The organism is Grimontia celer (assembly GCF_900055185.1).
Lineage (GTDB): Bacteria > Pseudomonadota > Gammaproteobacteria > Enterobacterales > Vibrionaceae > Enterovibrio > Enterovibrio celer.
Genome location: NZ_FIZX01000001.1, coordinates 1,667,514 through 1,691,445, shown reverse-complemented (window position 1 = coordinate 1,691,445; position 23,932 = coordinate 1,667,514). Strand labels below are relative to the sequence as shown.

At 48.4% G+C, this 23,932-nt stretch carries 23 protein-coding genes; 8 read left to right on the top strand and 15 right to left on the bottom strand.

Annotated features, from left to right (window positions below):
* Positions 1 to 11: 11 nt before the first annotated feature.
* The 3 genes from GCE9029_RS07470 to GCE9029_RS07460 all read right to left on the bottom strand — a co-directional run bounded on the left by GCE9029_RS07470 (position 12) and on the right by GCE9029_RS07460 (position 2,368).
* Positions 12 to 482 carry a DM13 domain-containing protein gene (locus GCE9029_RS07470; protein ID WP_062662250.1) on the bottom strand — a complete coding sequence of 157 codons (471 nt, stop codon included), beginning with the start codon at positions 480 to 482 and terminating at the stop codon, positions 12 to 14.
* A gap of 135 nt (positions 483 to 617) precedes the next feature.
* Complete coding sequence (gene curA / locus GCE9029_RS07465) at positions 618 to 1,658, bottom strand: NADPH-dependent curcumin/dihydrocurcumin reductase (RefSeq protein WP_062662248.1); 1,041 nt, start codon at positions 1,656 to 1,658, stop codon at positions 618 to 620.
* Between the two features lie 113 nt (positions 1,659 to 1,771).
* Positions 1,772 to 2,368 (bottom strand): TetR/AcrR family transcriptional regulator, encoded by a 597-nt coding sequence (locus tag GCE9029_RS07460; RefSeq protein WP_062662246.1) that lies wholly within the window; start codon positions 2,366 to 2,368, stop codon positions 1,772 to 1,774.
* Positions 2,369 to 2,589: 221 nt separating this feature from the next.
* Between GCE9029_RS07460 and GCE9029_RS07455 the strand changes: the two genes are divergently transcribed.
* The 3 genes from GCE9029_RS07455 to GCE9029_RS07445 are packed head-to-tail and all read left to right on the top strand — an operon-like array spanning position 2,590 to position 6,968.
* Positions 2,590 to 4,533 carry a bifunctional 5-dehydro-2-deoxygluconokinase/5-dehydro-2-deoxyphosphogluconate aldolase gene (locus GCE9029_RS07455; RefSeq protein ID WP_062662244.1) on the top strand — a complete coding sequence of 648 codons (1,944 nt, stop codon included), beginning with the start codon at positions 2,590 to 2,592 and terminating at the stop codon, positions 4,531 to 4,533.
* A gap of 10 nt (positions 4,534 to 4,543) precedes the next feature.
* Complete coding sequence (gene iolE, locus GCE9029_RS07450; RefSeq protein WP_062662242.1) at positions 4,544 to 5,434, top strand: myo-inosose-2 dehydratase; 891 nt, start codon at positions 4,544 to 4,546, stop codon at positions 5,432 to 5,434.
* Positions 5,435 to 5,456: 22 nt separating this feature from the next.
* Positions 5,457 to 6,968 carry a CoA-acylating methylmalonate-semialdehyde dehydrogenase gene (locus GCE9029_RS07445; RefSeq protein ID WP_062662239.1) on the top strand — a complete coding sequence of 504 codons (1,512 nt, stop codon included), beginning with the start codon at positions 5,457 to 5,459 and terminating at the stop codon, positions 6,966 to 6,968.
* Between the two features lie 224 nt (positions 6,969 to 7,192).
* On the opposite strand, the gene GCE9029_RS07440 is transcribed toward GCE9029_RS07445, so the two are convergent.
* Complete coding sequence (locus tag GCE9029_RS07440) at positions 7,193 to 8,218, bottom strand: NAD-dependent epimerase/dehydratase family protein (protein ID WP_062662237.1); 1,026 nt, start codon at positions 8,216 to 8,218, stop codon at positions 7,193 to 7,195.
* Positions 8,219 to 8,318: 100 nt separating this feature from the next.
* Between GCE9029_RS07440 and GCE9029_RS07435 the strand changes: the two genes are divergently transcribed.
* Entirely contained in the window at positions 8,319 to 8,930 is a 612-nt protein-coding gene (locus tag GCE9029_RS07435; protein ID WP_082804297.1) for a TetR/AcrR family transcriptional regulator, read from the top strand.
* Positions 8,931 to 8,966: 36 nt separating this feature from the next.
* On the opposite strand, the gene GCE9029_RS07430 is transcribed toward GCE9029_RS07435, so the two are convergent.
* The 10 genes from GCE9029_RS07430 to miaE all read right to left on the bottom strand — a co-directional run bounded on the left by GCE9029_RS07430 (position 8,967) and on the right by miaE (position 19,344).
* Positions 8,967 to 9,563: an outer membrane protein gene (locus GCE9029_RS07430; protein WP_062662235.1), complete on the bottom strand. Its 597-nt coding sequence runs from the start codon at positions 9,561 to 9,563 to the stop codon at positions 8,967 to 8,969.
* Between the two features lie 169 nt (positions 9,564 to 9,732).
* Complete coding sequence (locus GCE9029_RS07425; RefSeq protein ID WP_062662233.1) at positions 9,733 to 11,364, bottom strand: acyl-CoA synthetase; 1,632 nt, start codon at positions 11,362 to 11,364, stop codon at positions 9,733 to 9,735.
* A 9-nt stretch (positions 11,365 to 11,373) separates the two neighbouring features.
* A complete protein-coding gene (locus tag GCE9029_RS07420) occupies positions 11,374 to 12,168 on the bottom strand; it encodes an enoyl-CoA hydratase (RefSeq protein WP_062662231.1) in 795 nt (264 codons plus the stop codon).
* 148 nt (positions 12,169 to 12,316) lie between these two features.
* Complete coding sequence (locus GCE9029_RS07415; protein ID WP_062662229.1) at positions 12,317 to 12,955, bottom strand: response regulator transcription factor; 639 nt, start codon at positions 12,953 to 12,955, stop codon at positions 12,317 to 12,319.
* On the bottom strand, positions 12,948 to 14,324 hold the full coding sequence (locus tag GCE9029_RS07410) for a cache domain-containing protein (protein ID WP_062662227.1): 1,377 nt from the start codon (positions 14,322 to 14,324) through the stop codon (positions 12,948 to 12,950). The genes GCE9029_RS07415 and GCE9029_RS07410 overlap by 8 nt, the downstream gene beginning before the upstream one ends.
* A 77-nt stretch (positions 14,325 to 14,401) precedes the next feature.
* Complete coding sequence (locus tag GCE9029_RS07405; protein ID WP_062662225.1) at positions 14,402 to 15,694, bottom strand: TRAP transporter large permease; 1,293 nt, start codon at positions 15,692 to 15,694, stop codon at positions 14,402 to 14,404.
* 4 nt (positions 15,695 to 15,698) lie between these two features.
* The gene (locus GCE9029_RS07400) at positions 15,699 to 16,220 is read right to left on the bottom strand and encodes a TRAP transporter small permease subunit (RefSeq protein WP_062662223.1); all 522 of its coding nucleotides are present in this window, start codon (positions 16,218 to 16,220) and stop codon (positions 15,699 to 15,701) included.
* A gap of 63 nt (positions 16,221 to 16,283) precedes the next feature.
* Positions 16,284 to 17,366 (bottom strand): TRAP transporter substrate-binding protein, encoded by a 1,083-nt coding sequence (locus GCE9029_RS07395; RefSeq protein WP_062662221.1) that lies wholly within the window; start codon positions 17,364 to 17,366, stop codon positions 16,284 to 16,286.
* Positions 17,367 to 17,708: 342 nt separating this feature from the next.
* Entirely contained in the window at positions 17,709 to 18,449 is a 741-nt protein-coding gene (locus GCE9029_RS07390; RefSeq protein ID WP_062662219.1) for a sporulation protein, read from the bottom strand.
* 115 nt (positions 18,450 to 18,564) lie between these two features.
* Entirely contained in the window at positions 18,565 to 19,344 is a 780-nt protein-coding gene (gene miaE / locus GCE9029_RS07385; protein ID WP_062662217.1) for a tRNA isopentenyl-2-thiomethyl-A-37 hydroxylase MiaE, read from the bottom strand.
* Between the two features lie 204 nt (positions 19,345 to 19,548).
* Here miaE and GCE9029_RS07380 point away from each other — a divergent pair, with 204 nt between their 5' ends.
* From GCE9029_RS07380 to GCE9029_RS07365, 4 genes are all read left to right on the top strand, one after another.
* Positions 19,549 to 20,244, top strand: coding sequence for a pirin family protein (locus GCE9029_RS07380; protein WP_062662215.1), 696 nt, complete (start codon positions 19,549 to 19,551; stop codon positions 20,242 to 20,244).
* 143 nt (positions 20,245 to 20,387) lie between these two features.
* Positions 20,388 to 20,714 carry a hypothetical protein gene (locus GCE9029_RS07375; protein ID WP_062662213.1) on the top strand — a complete coding sequence of 109 codons (327 nt, stop codon included), beginning with the start codon at positions 20,388 to 20,390 and terminating at the stop codon, positions 20,712 to 20,714.
* Between the two features lie 12 nt (positions 20,715 to 20,726).
* On the top strand, positions 20,727 to 21,416 hold the full coding sequence (locus GCE9029_RS07370) for a helix-turn-helix transcriptional regulator (RefSeq protein ID WP_062662211.1): 690 nt from the start codon (positions 20,727 to 20,729) through the stop codon (positions 21,414 to 21,416).
* 121 nt (positions 21,417 to 21,537) lie between these two features.
* Positions 21,538 to 22,050: a fasciclin domain-containing protein gene (locus tag GCE9029_RS07365; protein ID WP_062662209.1), complete on the top strand. Its 513-nt coding sequence runs from the start codon at positions 21,538 to 21,540 to the stop codon at positions 22,048 to 22,050.
* 62 nt (positions 22,051 to 22,112) lie between these two features.
* Here GCE9029_RS07365 and GCE9029_RS07360 read toward each other — a convergent pair whose 3' ends face one another.
* Complete coding sequence (locus tag GCE9029_RS07360) at positions 22,113 to 23,669, bottom strand: SulP family inorganic anion transporter (protein WP_062662206.1); 1,557 nt, start codon at positions 23,667 to 23,669, stop codon at positions 22,113 to 22,115.
* Positions 23,670 to 23,932: the final 263 nt, after the last annotated feature.

Below are 23,932 nucleotides of genomic sequence, written 5' to 3'. Positions count from 1 at the left end.
CATTCAGTCAGTTACTTATAGCGCGCTGCAGTAATAAACTCGCCAAAAGACTCACACCAAACAATCACGGTATTGAATTGTGAAGGGTCGACATCACTAGGGACTTCTACCAAGAAATTCTCGAAGGTTTTTACATCACCCACTCGTTGCATTTGTGGCTTCAAGCGGTTGAAGTCGGCTTCTGTTTCAACAAATTCAGGTGACAGATAGAGCTTGTAGTCTGGGCCTGGCGCGAGTTCTCCCATTAACGAAATACTTTCCGGGCCGATAGACACTTTGCCTTCACCCCAATGGAAGGTGTCGCTGTCTTTAAGGTCTTTGCGGAATTCTCCAGAGTAATTGGCTTTAGATGCGGTTGATTCGATCACCTCAACAGAAGGGCCCTCCGGCGCGATAAGAATGGGTAGTGCGTAAATGCCAGCCGCAAAGCCGATAGCGATGGCAAAGCCATGAGTGAAAAGTAAAACGATCCAGTTTTTCATTGCATCCCCTGCGTGAAAATTTTTCTTAACTACAGTGTAACCTAACACGTTGCTTTCGCAGGTGAAGTGACAAAAAGCCCGCCGGGCGAAAACCGGGCGGGCTTTTTCAATTCCTTCTCAATTGTGGAGCGGGAATTAGAGAGCGATTGGCTCGGCGATTTTCACCACCAATTTGCCGAAGTTTTTGCCTTCCAGCAGACCCATAAAGGCTTCTGGTGCAGCATCCAAACTGTCAACGATTTGTTCTTTGTACTGCATTTTGCCTTCCATCAGCCATTTGCCCATGTCGGCTGCAAACTCGTCATAGCGGTGACCGTAATCATCAAAGATGATGAAGCCTTGCATCTTGATGCGTTTGATCAGCAAGGTCGCCATCAGCAGAGACATACGGTCTGGGCCTTCTGGCAGTGCGGTCGCATTGTATTGAGAAATCAAACCACATACAGGAATGCGCGCGCCAGTGTTGAGCAATGGCATGACAGCGTCGAACACTTTGCCACCTACGTTTTCATAGTAAACGTCGATGCCTTTGTCACAGGCAGCCGCTAGTTGTTCTGCGAAGTCTTCCGCTTTGTGATCGATACAAACATCGAAGCCCAGTACTTCAACCGCGTGGCGACACTTCTCTTCGCCGCCTGCGATGCCGACGACGTTACAGCCTTTCAGTTTGCCGATTTGACCTACTGTCGCGCCAACAGGGCCAGTCGCGGCCGCGACAACCAAGGTGTCTCCCTCTTTCGGCTGACCGATATCCAAAAGACCCATGTAAGCGGTAAAGCCCGGCATACCCATGATACCCAGCGCGAATGAAGGGTGAGAAGGGGATTTGCCCAGTTTCAGCAGACCTTCGCCGTCAGACACAGCGTAAGACTGCCAACCTGTGTATGCCAGCACCCATTCACCCTTTTCAAAGTTTGGATTCAGTGAGTCTTCTACCTGACAAACTGTGGCACCGACCATCACATCATTTAGCTCAACGGGATCAGCGTAAGATTTGGCATCGCTCATGCGGCCACGCATGTAAGGGTCGAGTGAAAGGTAAATGGTGCGAAGCAGCAGTTCACCATCTTTCAGGGCAGGAACGGCCTGAGATTCCAAACGGAAGTTATCGGTAACAGGCGCGCCTACTGGGCGTGAAGCTAGAACAATACGGTTGTTTTCCAACGAAACTGACATGTGCTGATTCCCTTTACGTTATGGTTTCACTACTAGACCAGTCGTCTAGTGGCTGAGTAAAAAAATCCGCCAAGTGCATTTGGCGGTTTTATCGGCGCGGAAGCGCCCTTTGATTAAAAAGCGTGTTGTCCTTTGAGCAGGCGTTCTGTGCTTTCCAGCGCCTGTTTCATCGGCTCTACATTTTGGTTGAGCTTGCTCATCAGGCTTGCACCAATCCAAAGTTGATAAAGCTGACTGGCAGCTTTTTCAGCGTTACTGACCTGAATCGAACCGTCATCAATACCAATCTGAACGCAATCAGCAAGCACAGTGACAATACGGTTTGCGCCATTCAGCAACGAAATACGCATAGATTCAGACAGGTCAGACACTTCTGCACTCAGCTTCACCACCAAACAACGCTGGCTGCCACACATGCCATCATTTACTTCAATCCATTTCATCCAGTAACCCATGAGCTTCTCAAAGCCATTGAGAGCAGGGTTGCTGAAATGAGCATCCAGTTTGGCCTGATATTGAGAGAAGTACTCTTCGATCAAGGCTTCGCCGAATTGTTCTTTGGATTTGAAATAGTGATAGAAGGAGCCTTTCGGCACCCCGGCATGGTTAAGCAGTTGCGCCAGACCCACGTTCGAAAAGCCTTTTTCAACAATGAGTTGATAGCCGACGTCGAGAATATGCTGGCGGGTAGATTGGGTTTCTGTGTTCATGGTGAAGCAGGTTAGCGGAAATTAGACCAGTCGTCTAGTAATGATCTTAAGGATGATCCTACCAGTGAAATAACACATGAAATATTTGTTTCATTGGTTGCGATCTGACCGTTTCGATCTTAGTATAAAGTGAAACGTACATTTCATTATGCGGTTGGATGAAGTGTATTTTTCAGGTTCAGCCACACTGAACAGGATGGGAAATCTGACAGGAGTCGGGAATGACGACGGTAGAAAAAGCATTGGACGTGATTTGCCTTGGGCGAGTCGCCGTTGATTTGTATGGGGAGCAGGTCGGTTCCCGCCTAGAAGATATGCGAACCTTTGCCAAATATCTGGGTGGTTCGTCGGGCAACGTTGCTCACGGCACCGCAAGGCAGGGGTTGAAATCCGGCATGTTGGCACGTGTTGGTGACGAGCACATGGGCCGCTTTGTGACAGAAGAATTGGAGCGTGTCGGTGTCGATACCAGCAATATCATCATCGATAAAGAAAGGCTGACCGCGCTTGTGCTGCTTGGCATCAAAGATGAAGACACCTTCCCGCTAATTTTCTACCGCGACAATTGTGCCGACAAAGCCATCACCCCAGAAGACATTAATGAAGCGTACATTGCTTCGGCCAAATGTTTGGCGATCACGGGCACCCATCTTTCCAATCCAAGTTCCCGTGAAGCGGTAATCACCGCACTGAATTACGCACGTAAACATGGCGTTCGTACAGCCTTGGATGTGGATTACCGCCCTGTACTTTGGGGCCTGACCTCTCTGGGAGACGGTGAAACCCGCTACATTGAATCAGACGAAGTCACCCGCCAGCTTCAGGAAGTACTGGGCCTGTTTGACCTGATTGTCGGCACCGAAGAAGAGTTTCACATTGCAGGTGGCTCGGAAGATTCCGTCGAAGCGCTGAAATCTGTCCGCACCTTTACGGATGCGACCTTGGTGTGCAAACGCGGCCCGCTAGGGTGCAGCGTATTCACTGATGAAATTGGCAGCGTGCTGGATGACGGCATCACGGTGAAAGGCGTACGCGTGGAAGTGCTGAATGTACTTGGCGCGGGTGATGCCTTTATGTCGGGATTGCTTCGTGGCTACCTGAATGATGAATCCTGGGAGCAATGCTGCCGCTATGCGAACGCCTGTGGCGCGTTGGTCGTTTCCCGTCACGGCTGTTCTCCTGCCATGCCCACCAAAGAAGAATTGGATTACTACCTTCAACATGAGCATGAAATCCCACGTCCAGACAGGGATGGGATGCTGAACCACCTTCACCGAGTGACTACCCGTGAGCTGCCTTGGAGCGACTTGTGTGTGCTGGCCTTCGACCATCGCTCCCAGTTTGTCGAAATGGCTCAGGAAGCAGGAATAGACGTCGCGCATATTCCTTATCTCAAAAAACTTATCTGGCAAGCGGCTCAGGAAGTGGCGCAGGGATCTGGCCTGAAAGGAAAGGCGGGCATTCTGTGTGACTCCACCTTTGGCATGGAAGTGCTGAATGCTGCAACAGGGTTTGGCGACCATGTGAGCGAACGTTGGTGGGTAGGGCGACCTATCGAACTGCCTGGCTCCCGTCCTTTGCGCCTTGAACACGGCAACATCGGCAGCCAATTGGCGAGCTGGCCGAAGGAACAAGTCGTGAAATGTTTGATGTTCTACCATCCTGATGATGCCCGGGAATTGCAACTTGATCAGGAAAATACGCTCCGAGAAGTGTATGAAGCCTGCTGTGCAACAGGGAACGAGTTGTTGGTGGAAGTGATTTTGCCGAAAGATATGGAAGCTGGCTCCGCAGAAGAAGCAGATTCTCTCTACCTTCGCGCCATGACACGTCTGTATAACCTCAGCATCAAACCAGATTGGTGGAAATTGCCTCCACTGACCAAGCAAGGTTGGCAGGCGGTAGATGAACTGATTGAACAGCGCGATACGCATTGTCGTGGTGTGGTGCTGTTGGGGTTGGATGCGCCAGCCGATGAACTGAAAGCCGGTTTTGCTGCTTCGGCAGTTTCGAAAACCGTGAGGGGTTTTGCTGTCGGCCGCACCATCTTTGGTGAGCCAAGCCGTCAGTGGATGCGCGGTGACTTAGATAATCAAGGGTTAGTTGCTGCCGTGAAAGCGAATTATCTCGGGTTGATTGAAACCTGGCGTCAACGCGGAGAGTAAGGAGACGATCATGGCTGTTGAATTAGGGATTAACCCACTGACGTGGACGAATGATGATTTGCCCTCTTTGGGCGCTGAAACGCCGTTAGAAGTATGCCTTTCTGAAGGCAGACAGGCCGGTTTTACAGGGTTTGAGTTGGGAAACAAATTTCCGCGTAACCCTGATGTGTTGGGCCCGATTTTGGCAAAGCACGACCTGAAGCTGGTATCTGGCTGGTATTCCGGTGAACTGCTGAGTCGAAGCGTTGAGCAGGAAATTGAAGCGATGCAATCGCACCTGAACTTGCTGAAAGCGCTCGGTGCGAAGGTCATGGTGTTTGCGGAAGTGACAGGTTGTGTTCATGGAAATCAAAACATGCCTGTCGAGAGGCGTCCGGCGTTTCCTGAACAGCGCTGGCAGGAGTACGGGCAAAAACTGACGGAACTGGCGAAGTACACCCAATCTCACGGGTTACAGATTGCTTATCACCACCATATGGGCACCGTGATTGAAAGCGAAGCGGATGTGGATCGTCTAATGGCGGAAACAGGCCCAGAAGTGGGCTTGCTGCTAGATACGGGCCATCTGCATTTTGCTGGTGGTGACCCGATTGCCGTTGCCAAGCGTCACGCCGACAGAATTAATCACGTGCATTGCAAAGACATTCGCCAATCGATTCTGGACGATGCCAAAAACCGCAGGCTCAGCTTTTTATATGCCGTATTAAATGGCGTGTTCACTGTGCCAGGCGATGGCTGTATTGACTATGCAGCAGTGATGGATGTGCTGAAACAGGCCAATTACTCAGGCTGGTTAGTGGTAGAAGCAGAGCAAGACCCTTCAATTGCGCACCCACTGACGTACGCAACACTCGGATATAACAATTTGGCGTCCTTTGCGCGAAATGCCGGATTGATGTGATTGAGACATGGAGACCCAAGACATGGAAACAGTTCATAACTTTATTAACGGACAAATCGCAGAAAGCAGTACTGAACGATTTGGCGCAGTATTTAACCCGGCGACTGGCGAGCAAACCCGTCAGGTGGTTTTCAGCAAAGCAGAAGAAGCAGAGGCGGCCGTGGCTGCCGCGCATGCGGCTTTTCCTGCATGGAAGAAAACGCCACCATTGCGTCGCGCCCGTGTGATGTTCAAGTTCAAAGAGTTGCTTGAGGCGAATCAGGACAAGCTGGCTCGCCTTATCAGCAACGAACACGGCAAAGTCTACTCTGACGCCGTAGGTGAGTTAACCCGTGGATTGGAAGTCGTTGAATTTGCTTGCGGAATTCCTCATCTACAGAAAGGGGAGAGTTCAGCGAATGTGGGATCTGGCGTTGATAGTCATTCTATTATGCAGCCGCTTGGCGTGTGTGCCGGGATCACCCCGTTTAACTTCCCTGCGATGGTGCCAATGTGGATGTTCCCGATTGCCCTTGCTACCGGTAACACCTTTGTTCTGAAGCCTTCAGAGAAGGATCCATCTTTGGGTTTGATGCTGGCGGAATTGCTGAAAGAAGCCGGATTGCCAGACGGTGTGTTCAACGTGGTCAACGGCGACAAAGAAGCGGTTGACGTGTTGCTGACAGATCCACGCGTTCAGGCGGTGAGTTTTGTAGGCTCTACACCTATTGCGGAATACATCTACTCCACAGCATCGGCGCATGGCAAACGTTGTCAGGCACTCGGTGGCGCGAAGAATCACTGTGTTTTAATGCCTGATGCTGACCTTGAAATGGCAAGCGGCGCGATAGTCGGGGCTGGCTTTGGTGCAGCAGGCGAGCGTTGTATGGCGCTGTCTGTTGTTGTTGCTGTGGGCGATGAAACGGCCGATAAGCTGGTGGCTTCGCTGTCAGAAAGCATCAATAAAATGCGTGTTGGCCCTGGCATTGTTGATGGCCCTGAGAACGACATGGGACCGGTTATTTCCGCACAGCATCGCGACAAAATAGTCGGCTACATTGACTCGGGCGTTGAGCAGGGCGCGAAGTTGGTTGTCGATGGCCGCGGCTGTCAGGTGGAAGGGCATGATAATGGCTACTTTGTTGGCCCAACCCTGTTTGATGATGTGACGCCTGACATGACCATCTATCAGGATGAAATCTTTGGCCCTGTGTTGTCTGTAGTCCGTGTGCCGGATTATCAAACCGCGCTAGAGCTTATTAACCGCCACGAGTATGGCAATGGCTCTGCCATCTTCACCCGAGACGGTGAAACTGCCCGTCAGTTCAGCGAAGATGTGTTGGCAGGTATGGTAGGCGTGAATGTGCCAATTCCTGTCCCAATGGCATTCCACAGCTTCGGTGGTTGGAAACGTTCAATCTTCGGCCCACTGAATGTGCACGGCAACGACGGCGTACGTTTCTATACCCGAATGAAAACCGTCACTACCCGCTGGCCAGCTAGTGTGCGATTGGAAACCCACGATAGTCATTTCACTATGCCTACCATGGGGTGAGAGGAATAATACCAATCGTAGTAGATATCTGCTCATCCTAGCTTGTTAAAATGCTCGTTCACTGCGTTGAAAAATTTGATTGTAGAATAACTACTTATCGAAATTTTACGCCTTGTTCTCGAGCATTTTTCCTGCGCTATTTCTGATCACCTACCTACTGTGATTGGTATAAACGAAAGGCCGCAATCGCGGCCTTTTTTGCTGTTAGCACTTGCTAAGCAAGGTTAGCTTTGCAGTGCATGAACCGCTTTGGCTGTATCTTGAATGGATTCAACGGCGGGTCTTGGTGTCCAACCGAAGATCTCTTGGGTTTCTGCGTTATTGGCATTGAGGTTCATGTTCAGCATTCCCAACATTCCTTTGGCTTCACGGTCAAACAATGCAGTGAACTTCAACAGAAAGTTTGGCGCTTTTCGGGTGCTTGGACCTTTGTAGCCTTGGTCTTTCATCACTTGTGCCATTGTCAAAAAGCTTACCGGATCGGCAGTGGCGGCAATAAGTCGTTTCCCTTTTGCACCTGCCTCAGATAGCGCCTTAACATGTAACACAGCCAAATCGCGCACATCGACCATAGGCAGGGAGATATTCGGCACCATAGGCACTTTGCCGCGAAGCATTTGGTCGGTCAGCGCCATCGTTTGTCCTGTGATGTTTCTACCAAGCGGAGGACCGAATACGCCACCTGGGTTAACCACAACCAACTCCATGGCGTTTTCATCTGAAAGAGTTTCCATAAATTCCCAGGCTGCACGCTCCGCCAGCGTTTTACTTTTGGTGTAAGTGCTGATCTCGGTTGAGTTGGTATCCGTCCAGTTGTCAGGGCCGAATGTACCTGTCTTCATGGTACCCATCATCGAAAGGATGGAGCTCGTCAAAACAACACGTTTAACGCCAGCAGCTTTACCTGCACGCAAGGCGCGAAGTGAACCCTGAACAGCAGGGATGATCATTTCATCTTCGGTTTTAGGGTTGGCAATCGTGAAAGGAGAAGCAATGTGCATAATGTAATCGCATCCTGCTGCTGCTTCATCCCAACCTTTGTCGGAGGTCAGATCCAAGTGAGCAAAACTTAGGTTGGCAGTATCTACCGACGCAGCTTCAAGTGTTGCACGAACTTCATTTTCTTTAGCTTCACTACGAACAGAGCCAACAACTTCAAAGCCTTGTTCAAGTGCCTCTTTCGCACAGTGGAGCCCAATAAAACCTGAAATGCCGGTCAGCAGTACTTTTCCGCGAGTTTCTTGCGTCATGGTAGATGTCCTTTTTGAATTGTTTATTAAAATACTGGGTGGTACATTAATGCGAATTAGAACATACTGTCAACAATAAAATACCAGTTGGTACTAAAATATGATTCAAGAAAAAGTCAAAGCTGCCAGAGGGCGACCAAAGACCATCAATCGGGAACGTATCCTGGAAGTGGCAATGAAAGCGTATTGGCAGGAAGGTACCCGTGGTGTTTCCATCAACGAAATCTGCAAACTGGCAGAGGTCTCCAAACCTGGTCTTTACAGGGAATTTGGTAATGAAGACGGATTAATGGAGGCAGCACTGGCAGCTTATATTGAGCAAACCTTTTCCCCTTTGATTGCGTCACTAGAAAGCCAAAGATCATTCAGCGCGGTGTTGGCTGAGTTGGTGAATTTCGTCTGCAATGAACGGAAAGAATTACCGGATGGCTGCCTGATGGTGAAAATGCGGGATGCTCAACCGTCGCTGGGGGACAAAACACAGAGTGCGTTAGCTGAAATTCATTATCAATTTATGGTCTTCATCGAAAGCTGGGCGCAGAAGGCAAAAGAAAGCGGTGAAATACCTGAAACCATGTCAAACAGGTTTGTAGCGGATTACGTCGATGCGCAAATAACGGCCGCCTTGGCGCAACGGGCACGTGGGGAAGATGCAGAGAAAGTGAGAACGGTATTGAAGATGGCGTTTTCAGTTTTTGATAAACCAGCGTAAAGAAAAAGCCGCAATTGCGGCTTTTTCAATGGGTGATTAGAAGCGGAATTTCACGCCTAAATTTAGAGTTTCTAGTTCTAAGTCGTAATCCAGAGGTGTAGGACCGTAATCTATCTCAGCAAGTTTATAGCCGATTGTTGCCGCAACGTTGTCGTTAAAATCATAGTTAGCTTCTACGCCGTAGATATAACCAAACTCGCTATCAGTAGATGTTACGGTTGTACTTGTGCCAGTTGCAGTTTGTTCCCAGTCATAACTGAACGATCCGTAACCCAATACACCTGTTACAGAAAAACCGGAGTCAGCAATATAGTACGTGGGCTTGAGGCTAACAGAGATTGAGGATACGCCATACTCGTTAGAAGCAACATTGCCATTAGTTTGAAAGTTGCTTGTACCGTAGTCTGAAATAGTCGCTTCAAAGCCCAAATCAAAGTTGTCAGAAATGCCATACATGTAGCCCATGCTGATGGCAAAACCGCCTTCACGGTCCAAAGTACTAGTACTACCTTGGCCTTCAGATGTTGCTTCAGTCGCTAAGTACTCCAACCCAAAGTACAAGTCATTGTCGTTCGCTAACGCTGGTGCAGATGTCACTGCCAGCAGCAAGAGAGAAGTGTTAAGAAGTTTCATGGTCATTCCTTTGCCTGCCAATTGATCCCAATATCACAAAGCCTTCTGGCTACATTTCATTAACAATACCAGCAGCCCTTTTCATAATCTGACTCGCAAATGAGATTTTGAAAGCGCTTTCTTCTCATTGCTTGGATAATGAACTTATATAGATTTACGCTAAATCTATCTAAGCTTTTCCTGACTTCACTTGCTCTCTCAACTGGAACTTCTGGATCTTCCCCGTGGGTGTTCTGGGAATGGTGGTAAAAGCAAAATGCTTGGGGACTTTGAAGCCTGCCATGTGGTCGCTGCACCAAGCTTTTAACTCTTGCTCGGAAACGGTTTGACTTTCACAGCACTCTACGAATGCAAAAGGTACTTCGCCCCATTTTTCATGCGGGCAGGCAACGACGGCAGCTACGGCAATGGCTGGATGTTTATAGAGGACATCTTCAATCTCAAAGGATGAGATGTTTTCTCCGCCCGAGATAATGATGTCTTTTGAGCGGTCTTTAAGCTGAATGTATCCATCGGGGTATTTCACCGCTAAGTCACCGGAGTGGAACCAGCCCCCCGCAAATGCAGACTCAGTGGCGGTCAGGTTTTTGAAGTATCCCTTCATCACCACATTGCCACGGAACATGACTTCACCTATGGTCTTTCCGTCTGCTGGGACGGGCTCCATGGTCTCTGGATTCATTACATCCAAGGCTTCGAGCGGTAGATATCGAACCCCTTGTCGTGCTTTGAGTTTGGCTTGCTCCTGAATAGGAAGTTCATCCCACTCATCATGCCATTCATTCACGACAGCAGGGCCATACACTTCTGCCAAGCCGTAAAGGTGGGTGACTTCAAAACCTGCCTGCTGCATCTTCGCGAGTGTGCTCTCTGGTGGGGGCGCGGCAGCGGTGAAAAACGCCACTTTATGAGCGAGCCGCTGGGTTTGCTCAGATAAAATAATATCCATGACTATCGGCGCGCCACAAAGATGAGTGACCTTATGCTCGGTTAATGCATGCCATATTGGCTCTGCGCGAACCAGCCTCAGACAAACGTGTGTGCCGCAGATAGCTGATATCGTCCACGGGAAGCACCAGCCATTGCAGTGAAACATCGGAAGTGTCCAGAGATAGGTCGAATACTTTGGCATATCTGCAGTGAACACATTTCCTAGAGCCAGAAGGTAAGCACCACGGTGATGACACACCACACCCTTTGGGTTGCCCGTTGTGCCGGACGTGTAGTTGATGGAAATGGCATCCCATTCATCTTCTGGCATCAACCAGCGAAAGGACTTGTCGCCCTGACTGAGAAAGGCTTCGTAGTCTTGATAGGTTGTATTGGCAGTTTCTTTGGTCTCTTCAACCCATACAGGGTCACAGTAAACAATGACGATTGGCGAACGCTCTGCCAGTTGGAGCGCACCCTCTGCAACCGGTAAAAACTCCTGATCAACGATCAGCACTTTGGCCTCAGCATGATCAAGTTGATAGGCGATGGTGGCAGCTTCCAAGCGGGTATTGATGGAATGTAAAACTGAGCCAGCCATAGGCACGCCATAATGGCACTCCAGCATGGCAGGCGTGTTGGCTAACATAGCAGATACTGTGTCACCCCGACCAAGGCCGAGATTGGCCAGTTGCGACGCCAACTGGCGGCTTCGGTCATAGAAAGTTTGATACGTGATTTTCATGTCACCATGAACAATGGCAACCGAGTCTGGGTAGTTTGATGCTGTGCGCTCGAGAAAGCCAAGGGGCGTCAGTGGTTGGTAGTTTGCAGGGTTTCGGTCCAGTCCAATGTTATAAAAATTCGACATCGCTGAACCTCACTGATTTCGCCAGACAGGAGGGCGTTTTTCAACGAAGGCGCTAATCCCTTCTTCGCCGTCTTCCGTCAGCATATTGTTTACCATGACCTCGCTGGTGTAGGCATAAGCTTTAGGTAGATTCATTTCCTGCTGGCGGTAAAACGCTTCTTTTCCGATAGCCAGTGTCAGAGAAGATTTTGCTGCGATCTTATCTGCCACTTCTTGTGTCAGTGCCTTTAAGGAAGTGCTTTCAGTAACGCGGTTAATCAGCCCCATTCGCTCTGCATCAGCGGCAGAAAGCATGTCTCCGGTGAGCAGCATTTCCATCGCATGCTTGCTCGATACGTTTCTGGAAAGAGCAACCATCGGGGTGGAACAAAAAAGACCAATATTCACGCCCGGTGTGGCAAAACGAGACGTGTCAGAGGCATAAGCGAGGTCACAACTGGCCACCAACTGACAACCCGCTGCGGTGGCAATGCCGTCGATTTCTGCGATCACAGGTTTAGGGCAGTTCACAATGGCAGTCATCATCGCTGCACATTGACTCATGAGAGAGGTAAAAAAGGCACGCCCTTTGTCGTCATTACTCCTGGCAGCAGTGATCTCTTTGAGATCATGTCCAGCGCTGAATGCAGGGCCATTACCAGATAGAACAACCACTTTGACATCGGATGAAATAGAAGCGTCAGTGATGGCCTGGTGAAGCGCTCCAATCATAGCCTGTGAGAGAGCGTTGCGCCGCTGGGGGTTATTCAAGGTTAATCGCAATACGCCATTGCTACTGAGCTCTTTTTCTATCTGCGCTGTCATTGGTGGTTCCTATCCTTGGCTATTAGCTAAAAGGTCAGTACAGAACACAACGTCAGGCGATGAAAGGTTAGAAGTAAGACTTGTCGGAAACTCAATATTGAAAGACGCATAGCGTTGATAAGAGCCGACAACAAAGAGAGTTGGGTGACTAAGTAAGCTTGTTCCTTAGCGCATAGTCGACCATTTCAGCGGTAGAGGAGACATTCAGCTTATGCTTGATGTTCTGGCGATGGGTTTCCACGGTGCGCACACTGATATCTAATTGCTGTGCGATTTTCTTGCTGCTCAAGCCCTTTGCAACAAGAGCAAGCACGGTTGTTTCGCGTTGGCTGAGTATGTTCTTTTTGTTCTCGGATTTTCGGGACTCTTTGACCATATCAAAAAGCGCCTTACTAGAGCTTTGGCAAAAGTAACTGGCACCGTCATTAACGGTTTTAATCGCATTGATCATTTCTTCCAGCGAGACATCTTTGAGGATGTAGCCAGAAGCGCCGGACTCCATCACTTTCTGAATGTACTCACGGTTATCATGCATGGTCAAAATGAGTATTTTGGTCTCGGGGTGGTTTTGACTGAACAGTTTGGTGGTTTCGATACCGTTGAGCACTGGCATACTGATATCCATCAATACCACGTCAGGTTTTAAAATTTTGGCTTTCTCAAGCGCCTCTACACCGTTTACCGCTGTACCTGCGACAGCAACGCCAGGTTCATTTTCGATGCGGGCAACAAACCCTTCCAGAACGGCACGGTGATCATCGACCAGCAATACACGAATGTCATCCATGATTTCTCTCCATGATTATGGTGCTGAGTTCCAACAGAATACTCACTTCCGTTCCCCGTTCTTTCTCTGCACTGATTTCAAAGTCACCACCGATAAATTCGATGCGCTCCCGCATATTTCTTAGCCCGATCCCCCGACCTTTGAGCGCTTCGGAAACGTTAAAGCCTTTGCCATCATCGCGAATGATTAACTGCAATCTTTCCCCTAACTTTGACAAGATTATGTCGACGTTTCTGCATTGGCTGTGCTTTTCAATATTCACCAAGGACTCCTGCACCACCCGGTACAAGGTGGTGGTGACTTCCGGAAGCAGTTTGTCATCAAAATCATCCAAATGGGTGTCGATTTGAATGTTCTGTGAAGTGGCAAAGTCTGATGCTAGCAATTCAAGCGCAGCGTTAAGGCCAATATCGTCTAACGCGGAAGGACGAAGGTTACGCGAAATGTTACGTACTTCTTTAATCGCTTTTACCAGAGAGGTTTCGCCTTTCTGAAGGTGTTCTCCGGTAGTGGTATTTCCGTTCTGGCATAGCTCTTTTGACAGCAACTCAATATGGCATTTTGCGGAGACCAGTAACTGGTTCACACAGTCATGTAGTTCACGGGAAATGTACTTTTTCTCTTCTTCTTGCAGCATTACGTTGCGAAACGCCAACTCACGTAGCCTTTCATCAGCGATCCGGTGCTCGTGTAAATTCACTGCCAACGCAATCACCACCATGATGAGCACACTGGAAACCAGAATAACCAATATGGCGATATAGGTATGATTAATGCTGGTTTGAACATCCTGTTTGACCTCTTCGATCTGCTCGCCAATATCTTCAATGTAAAGCCCAGTACCTACCATCCATTTCCACTTGGGTAGCCATATGGCATAGCTCAGTTTGGGGACGACTTCATTGGTAGAGGGTTTATGCCATAAATATTGATGAAAGCCACCGCCCGCCTTGGCTGAAGCAAGCAGATTCTGGATCAGAAAATTGCCATTAGAGTCTTTTAGATTGATAAGATTCTGGCCTTCCAGCTCTGGCATGATGGGGTGAGCGAGGTTAAAGCCCGCTTCATCATAAACAAAGAAATAGCCATCATTGCCGTAGCGAAGCTGACGGAGTACTTCTAGGGCTTGGCTTTTAAGCTCTGACTCGTTTCTTGATGTGTCATCGTACAGGTAATCGATGCTCTGGATAGCAAGGTGAACGTAGTCTTCCAGTGCTTGCTCTTTGGTCGTGAGCATACTCTCCCGGAAGGTAGAGATTTCCTTTACGCCGAGGGATTGGGACTGGTTAATGGTTATCCAGCCGATGACGTAGCTGATAACTACGAGAGGGATCACTGTCATCAAAATGATCTTCAATTTAAGTGACATGTCCCTCTCTCCTTTAAAATGCAAAGGTCTTTGTAATATTAATCGCTTAACGCGTTTTTGCCGAAAATGGTCTTAGGTTAGTTTCCGCCAAGGCCATAGAAAGCCGGGAAGATCAGAATACTGAGCAGCACCGCAACCTGAATGGCGATAAATGGCAAAACACCCCGGTAAATGTCTCCAGTGGTTATAGAGGGTGGGGCGACGCCTTTGAGGTAAAACAGACTGAAACCAAACGGCGGCGTTAAGAAAGAGGACTGTAAATTCATCGCAATCAGGATGGCGAACCAAACCATATCAATACCAATCAGTTGAGCGACTGGCGCTAATATCGGCACAATGATGAAGCAGATCTCCACAAAGTCGATGAAAAAGCCCAGCAGTAGCACTACGAGCATAGTCAGGATGAGAAAGCCCCATTTATCGCCTGGCAATGCTGTCAGCCATTCTTCAACCAGATAATCGCCACCTGTATAAGTAAATGCCATTGAGAAGGCGGTCGCGCCAATCAAAATACCAAATACCATCGCGGTGACTTTGACGGTTTCTACCGCACTTTCAAACATCAGGCGGACTGAAAACTGTCCGTAAACCAATGCCAAAACGATAGCGCCAACACCACCTAAAACGGCAGATTCTGTCGGGGTTGCTATACCCGCGAAAATGGAACCTAACACCACAATGATGAGCGCGAGGGGTGGAATGACGGCTTTCAGTGCATCAATGATTTCTGCAGTTCTGTCCTGATCGGGCAGGCGTGTCATTGCCTTGGCGGCCTGTGGATTAAGATAGGCATAAATCAGGATGTAAGCGATATAGGCACCAACCAATATCAGTCCCGGTAAAACAGCAGCTTGAAACAGATCGCCTACGGGAATGCCGAGTACATCACCGAGTAAAATCAGGATGATGGAAGGAGGAATGATTTGTCCCAGCGTACCTGACGCGCAAATGGTGCCGCAGGCCAGTGACTTTGCATATTGATACTTCAGCATCACTGGCAGGGAAATCAGCCCCATTGCCACGACAGAGGCGCCCACAACACCAGTGGAGGCCGCCAGCAGACAGCCAACCAATACGGTTGAAATGGCCAATCCGCCTCTAACGCCGCCAAACAGGCGAGCCATCGCTTCTAACAACTGCTCTGCCAATCGGGTTTTTTGCAACACCAGCCCCATGAATACAAATAAGGGCACTGCCATCAACACAGTGTTTTCCATCACACTCATAATGCGAAACGGCATGAAGGCAAACATCTCGACGCCTTCGGCCCAAATACCGAATATCAGCGCGATACCACCAAACGTGAAGGCGACAGGAAAGCCAAGTAGCAGCGCAAAGAGAGCAACCACGAACATTACAATACCAATCATGGTGTTACTCCTTTATTTGGTCGTTGGACATCAAGCGTTGAATGGCATTCAAAGAATTCGATATGCCAATCAAAAACAGAAAAAGAAAAGAGACAGGGATCATCCCTTTGATGACCCACCGATGCGGTAAGCCACCGGGGTCGCCACTGCCTTCACCTAATTGGTAGGCCTCTCGGGTAAAGTCGAGACCGAAATAAAAGATCAGAAAGCTGAAAGGTAACAGCAAGATAAGGCAACCAAGCAAATCGATGACCGCCTGAATTTTCTGGGGCCAGCGTTCGTAAAATACGTCAATACGGACATGTCCTCCCGTTTTCAGGGCGTAGGGGATACCCAGTAAAAACACAGCGGAAAACAGATGCCATTCAAGCTCTTGGGAACCAATCGATACTTGATTGAAGACGTACCTCATCACCACGTTGTAAAACACGTTGATAACGAGCAACAGGAAAAGGGTACTGGCTATCCAGCCCAGCACATCAGCGATTCTATTAATGGATCGCTCAAGTAATAACAGCGTATACATGTTCACTCCATGAACCAAAAAGCGCCGGGTGGGATACCCCGGCGAAAAACAACTTCATGCCTTCTATTGGCCTTGAAGATAAGCTTCCTCAGAAATGGAGGTCCAACGGCGGATTTTGTTCAGGTAAGCCTGTTGTGAGTCGAGGATTTTTTTCGCTTGCGCATCATTGTCGGCGTAGTTCGCCAGTAATTTGGTGTTGGCAGAGCGCAGAGCATTAATCACATCATCAGGGAACTGTTTAACCTGAATGTCTGGATATTCGGCGGTCATTTCTTCCCAAGCTTCTGCGCTGGCATGCGCATTTTGGATATACATGTCGTAAGCCGCAGTGCGCATGGCTACGCGAAGGATTTCCTGCAGATCTTCAGGCAGGCGTTCCCAGGTACGCTTGTTGACGAGAAATTGCAGTTCAGTCGCGGGCTCATGCCAGCCTGTATAGTAGTAAGGAGCAATTTTGTGAAAGCCCATACGTAAATCCAGCCCTGGGCCTACCCATTCCAACGCATCAATGGTGCGTCTTTCCAGAGCGGTATAAAGCTCACCGGGGGCGATGTTTGTTGGGCTCGCGCCTAGTTCAGCCAATACTTCACCAGCAAAGCCGGGAATACGCATCTTAAGGCCTTCCAAGTCATCCACTGAGTTGATTTCCTTTTGGAACCAGCCACCCATTTGAACGCCGGTATTACCGCCTGGGAAAGAAAGAAGATTGTGTGGGGCATAGACTTCTTCCATCAGTGCCATGCCGTCTCCGTGATAGAACCAACCATACTGCTCAGAAGCGACCATACCGAATGGCATGGTGGTGAAGAACAGCGTATTTGGCACTTTGCCTTTCCAGTAATAAGAGGCTGAGTGTCCCATGTCATATTGGCCGGACTTCACCATGTCGAAGACGCCGAATGGAGATTTGTGCTTGTTAGATGAGTCGATGCGGATCTTAAGACGTCCATTGGACATTTTCTCTGCCATGGCAGCCATATTCTTTGTGGCATCACCGAAAATGGGGAAGTTAGGTCCCCAGGTTTCAGCTAATGTCAGTCGGTAGGTTTTCTCCGCGGCCAAGGCAGAAAAACTGAGGACGGCAGAGAGGCAAATACATGCAAATGCTGCCAGTGCTTTTTCAGTTTTTGAATGTAGAGGTTTCATGTCGCATTTCCTTATTGCTATAGAAATTCCAACGACACAATGAGTAACAACTCGATAACAAAAAATTCGTATTACCGCGCAAGTACTCTTAAAAAATGACAAGACGACTACTTAGTCATTTACTACGTACTTCTTCTTATAAGGTGCTCGTTAACTCATTGAATGAAAGGGAGTGCAAGTTGAATGTTGTTCAAAGGGGTAGCAAAGGGTTTTACGTATTTCTGACCAAAGGGTGATGCTAGAAATGTTGTTGCTAATTTGTGATCACGGTAAGGTTTGGCCGCAGAAAGGGGGAAAGAGAACCTGTTCATCAGGTTCTCTTGGTTTGTTCAAAGTGACGTTTTAAACATTTAAAACGGATGCCAACGCTTGTGACACTTCACCTTCAGACGCATCACGGGAAATCGTGAACGAGCGATAGGTATCACCGCGGCCGAATGAACGGTCAATCTCGGCAAGGCAGTGGATAACTGAACCATCCAGAATGAAAGAAAGCTCAATTTCTTTTTTGCTAAACATACCGCTGTTCTGGAACTCAAGCTCTTGGTAGCAACCGGACAGAGATGTAAACCCGTTGCCACGCAATTGACCTTTCTCCACGTCTGCTTTCACCATGGTGAAACCTTCGCGTTCCAGCGTGGACAAGACACGCTGAACCGCTGGTAATGGACGAACTTCCAGATAGTCTCGGTCGGTTGGGTCAATGGCAAAATCGATGTCGAGCACGGTTTCAACCCAGACATGGCTTTGGTTTAATCGAGCGTTAACCGCAGTGATTGGAGTTTCATCATGCAGCTTCAGTTCGAATGGCACTTCTTTTTCTTCACCGGGTTGAATGGTGAAAGGGTCGTTTGCCTGTATATGGCCAAGTACAAAGGATTGATAGCTTGAGCCAGAATCGGACTCAACTTTCACTTCGGTACACAGCTTTAACGTGATTGAATCAATTTCTTGCTCGACATCCCCACCTTTGATGTGAACAGTACCGCGCAGTGTCTCGCCCTGATAGACAGATTCATTGTGAAGGATGGTATCAACTTTAGTTGCGCCAATACCTAAAGAGGCTTTCAGTTTCTTGAACATAGTAATCCCTAATTGTTCAGTGTTGTTCCCTATTTACCGAACATTGATTGATCGTGCAAGTGTCAGATCTGATATAAAAAAAGCCAGAGGCTAGCGCTCTGGCTTCACGAAGTGGTTACGCTGCAAGTGACGGAACGCCACTATGGAAGCGGAACATATCATCTGGTGTTTGGATGAGTTCGGCTTCTTTCTCACCAATCGCTTTCACGCGGTCGCTAATATCATCTCCTGCAATTGCCGCTGCCAGTTTCAGATAATCCTGATAGTGGCGCGCTTCAGAGCGAAGTAGAGAGATATAAAACTTGCGCAGTTCTTCATCCAGATACGGCGCAACTTTGGCAAAACGTTCGCATGAGCGCGCTTCGATGTAAGCACCGATAATCAGCTTATCTATTAGAGTTGCAGGCTCATGGGTACGGACAATCGACATTAGACCGCGGGCGTAACGACCGGCATTGAGCGGGCTATAAGGCATATCGCGCTTTTCCATTATCTCGATGACCTGTTCGAAATGATGAAATTCTTCTTTGATGAGGCGAACCATTTTATCAATTAAATCTGGGCCGTGTTCGAAACCAGCCTTTGGTTTAAGCGGAGCACTCAACCCATTCTTTTTGGCGTGGAAAATCCCATCACGCATGCCGCGGTAAACGAAATCTTCATAGGGTTTTGCCCACTCCAAAAGTAGCTCGCCGCTCGAGGCGTCAATGGCATATTTGCGAATAAGCCATAGGGCGGTTTGGCTTGCTTTCAATTCACAGTTTGCATGATCACGTAAAAGAATAGTTTCGTTTTCCGGTTTGATGGCTTCATCAATCCAGGCTTGTGGGGTTTCACAGTGCAGGAATCCGCGCACTGGCTCGAGCTGGCTTTCTAATTCAGGGCTTAGCGACATCGATTTTTCTTTGGTCTTTTTAGTGCTTTGAAGGCGGCAATTATACAGCTCAGCCCTAGTGATACAAAACACGCTCTAAGCTGCTGGTACATTGATGTTCGAAATATTTGAACATCAAACTCAAATCTCTCTGGTTTTATTCAGGATTGGGTTTACCTAATCTCTATTTATACAGCAATCAGTGACATGACAAAGGAGGTTCAAATGATTGATATCCGTAAATCTGAACAGCGTGGCCGCGCAAGCTTTGGTTGGCTGGATAGTCGCCATACTTTCTCTTTTGGTCATTATCACGATCCTGAGCAAATGGGTTTCTCGGCGCTTCGTGTCATTAACGATGATGTGGTGAAACCGTCAGCAGGATTTGATACTCATGGCCACCGTGATATGGAGATCATTAGTTATGTTCTCGACGGTGTGATTGAGCATAAGGACAGCGAAGGTAATATTCAGTCTCTTCCAGCAGGTGAATTTCAATTGATGTCTGCGGGGAAGGGGATTTACCACAGCGAATACAATGGCTCTTCCGATAGTGACCTCCGCTTCTTACAAATTTGGATTCAGCCTAACGAAAGAGGTGGCACGCCAGATTATCAGCAAAAGGACTTTGGCAAAGCACCAGGCTTCACTGAGATTGCAACGCCTGACGGTCGTGACGGCACATTGAACATTAAGCAAAATGCCCGCTCATTACAGTTAATTTTGGAAAACGGTAGTTCGGAAACCTTCAACCCGGAAATGGGCAGTAATGTGTATGTGCATGTCGTAGCGGGTGAGCTGTCATTGAGTGACGATGTTCTCTCAGCTGGTGACGGTGCGAAAGTCAGCGGGCTCTCCCAACTCTTGCTGAAAAATAACGGCTCAGAAAACGTTACGGCGTTGGTCTTCGATTTGCCGTAATGTGTTTAAGCCCCTGAAATAGAAGGTCAGCCAAAAGCTGACCTTTTTGGTTTTGGGTAAACATCGCAGGAAACACTCCTGACACGATCTGTCAGTAGGTGTCAGTAATCTCTTTTCAACCCCACACGAAAGGAGAAAACACCATGGATAACATTGTAGAAACCGTAAGATTCAAACTGAAAGAAGGCACGGACGTAAACGCTTTTCTGGCAGCTGCAGAAGGTACTTTGCCTTATATCAGTGGTTGTGAAGGGTTCGTCTACCGTTCGCTGAGCTTTGATGAGCAATCGCAGGAATGGACAGACATTGTCTACTGGACCAATCTTGCTAACGCGCAAGCTGCCTCTGAAAACTTCATGAACGACGAAGGTGCGCAGAAGATGGTGTCGCATATTGATAGCGCTACACTTGTTATGGCGCATCAAGGCGTCAGAATGAGTGCCATGGGTGAATGTATCGAGTCTGCATAACAGGAATTATCAATGAGTAAATCGGAGCGCTTGTTTGAGCTTCTCACTTTGCTGCGTAGTAAACGTTACGCGGTCACAGCAAAGGCATTAGCAGAAGAGTTGAATGTCAGTGAGCGCACGATTTACCGTGATATCCAATCCCTGCAATTGTCCGGCGTTCCCATTGAGGGCGAAGCGGGGATTGGTTACCTGTTAGGCAAAGGCTCTCACCTTCCTCCGCTTATGTTCACTGAAGAGGAAATGGTGGCGTTGGAGCTGGGCATGCGAATGGTTCGCGCCTGGTCAGATAAACGTTTAGCGTCGGCCACTGACAGTGCATCGCGGAAAATTCACTCTGTCTTACCTGAACATCTCAAGGCGCAAATAGATGCGCTTCCTTTGGCTGTACCCGCGTTTCATGTCGAAACTGAATGTGCTGCTTGTGGCGAACTGCTGCGAGAAGCCACGTCTGAAAAGCGCAAAACGAAGATCAAATATCAGACAGGGGAAGGAAAGTACTCTGAAAGGGTAATACATCCTCTGGGTCAGGTTTACTGGGGCAAAGTTTGGACACTGGTGGCATGGTGTGAATTGCGTGATGATTATCGGAGTTTTCGCGTGGACCGCATTCAGCATATTGAAGTGTTGGAAGAGCACTTTGAAGCAAGTGATGTGAAGTCTTTCCAGCATTATCTGTCGTTTTGCGACCAAGCGTCTGACTGATTTGATATATTGAATGTTCAAAAACTAATCCATCCGAAATATCCCCTCGTAGTATCTCTCGCTGATCAGCAAAACCTGGGCATAAGCCCGTTCAAATAATGAATATACAAGGAGAGATCGTATGATTTCTGCAAAGGTTTTGCCGTTTTTTAAATCGACGTTACTGGCTGGATTGACTGTACTCATGATGGGGGCAATTGGCGCCCAAGCTCATGCGTACGGTGCAAAGAAAGATATTGTAGCCGTTGCCGCTGGAAATTCTGATTTCAGCACTTTGGTGGCAGCGGTTAAAGCTGCAGGGCTAGTGGAAACCCTTCAAGGCGACGGACCATTCACCGTATTTGCACCTACTAACGAAGCATTTGCGAAGCTTCCAGCAGGAACGGTTGAAAGCCTGTTAGAACCAGAGAATAAAGACAAGCTCGTCGCTATCCTGACCTACCACGTGGTGCCCGGCAAAGTGATGGCGGCAGATGTGGCTGGACTAACCGAAGCAGGCACAGTGCAAGGCGCTAAAATCGCTATTGATACGTCAAGTGGTGTAAAAGTCGACAACGCTAATGTGGTCGCTACAGACATCAAAGCGTCTAACGGTGTGATCCACGTTATCGATAACGTGATTATTCCGCAGTAAGTCAAGAAGCTAGAAAACAAAAAGCGGGCTAATTAGCCCGCTTCTTTTATTTGGGAAACTGATTAAGCTAGAACGTCGGTAGCGACTTTGTAGCTTGGATCTTCAATGTGGTTGATTTCAACCAGGCTGCCAGCTTTGGTCAGCAACGCAAGACAGTCTTGTGACAGGTGGCGAAGGTGGAGTGTCTTACCTGCTTTGTTGTAACGTTCAGCCAATGTCTCAATCGCCTCAATTGCAGAGTGGTCTGCCACTCGGGATTTGCCGAAATCGACAATCACATCCTGTGGGTCGTTCTGAGCATCAAAAAGCTCAAGGAAGTTGGCTACTGAACCAAAGAACAATGGACCGTTCACTTCGTAGACTTTCGAACCTTCCTCATTGATGTGGCTCGAAGCATAGATGTGCTTCGCGTGTTCCCACGCAAACATCAGCGCAGAAACAATCACACCCACGATAACGGCAATTGCCAGGTCAGTCAGTACAGTCACAACGGTCACCAGTACAATGACGAAGAAATCACGTTTTGGTACACGGCTAGCCAGCTTGAAAGTTGCCCATTCAAACGTACCGATAACCACCATAAACATGACACCAACCAGCGCTGCTAGCGGGATCATTTCAATCAGCGAAGAAGTGAATAGGATGAAGCAGAGCAGGGCAAGTGCAGCAACGATGCCTGATAGACGACCACGACCACCTGAGTTTACGTTGATCATTGACTGACCAATCATTGCACAACCGCCCATAGCGCCGAATACGGAACAAGTTACGTTCGCGACACCTTGACCCACACACTCGCGGTTACCGCGGCCACGTGTGCCCGTCATCTCGTCAACGACGGTCAAGGTAAGCAGAGACTCAATCAGACCAACAGCTGCCAGAATCAGTGCGTATGGCAGAATGATGTAGAGAGTTTCCAAATTGAGTGGAACAGTTGGGAACGCGAAAGTAGGCAGTGAGCCAGCCAGCGTCGCGCTCTCATCTCCACTCATGGAGCGTAGGAAGTCGACAACAGTGCGTGTATCCAAATCCAGCAGCACAACGGCAGCAGTGACAGACACAATCGCAACCAATGACGACGGTACTGCGGTGGTGATTTTTGGCAGGAAGTGAATGATAGCCATGGTAATCGCCACCAAGCCAAGCATCAGATAGAGTTGCTCACCTTGAAGCCATTCCATTTCACCATTAAGACTAGGAACTTGGAATTGACCAAGCTGCGCAAGGAAGATGACGATGGCCAGACCGTTAACGAAACCAATCATGACTGGATGTGGGACCATGCGGATAAACTTACCGAGCTTGAACACACCCGCCAGAATTTGAAGCGCACCCGCTAGCATGATTGCTGCAAAAAGATATTGAATACCGTGCTCAGCTACCAGACTGACCATGACAACTGCCATGGCACCTGTTGCGCCAGAAATCATACCTGGGCGACCGCCAAGGATAGAAGTCAGCAGACCCATGATAAACGCAGCATACAGGCCAACCATTGGGTCAACGCCTGCAACGAAAGCAAACGCAACGGCTTCTGGTACCAGAGCGAGTGCAACAGTCAGACCTGACAGAATGTCGTTCTTGGCCGAGTGTTTAGGAAACTTGGGGAATTCAAACATCTTGTTCGGTTACTTCTCTAAAAGTGGGTTGTTGGCAATTCGACAAAGACGGCGATACTACCTAAAAGTGTGATTTTGTTCAATCTTGGTAACGTATTTGTGAAACTTGCAAGCACATTCGCTCTAGATAGAACAGTGTCTTATAACAACATTGATGTGCTTCAATTACCCAAACTGATTAGACATCAAAGCGATGGCAGTTTGATGAATATTCGCTAGTAACACATAAAAAAAGAGCCATGCTAGGCATGGCTCTTTCTATA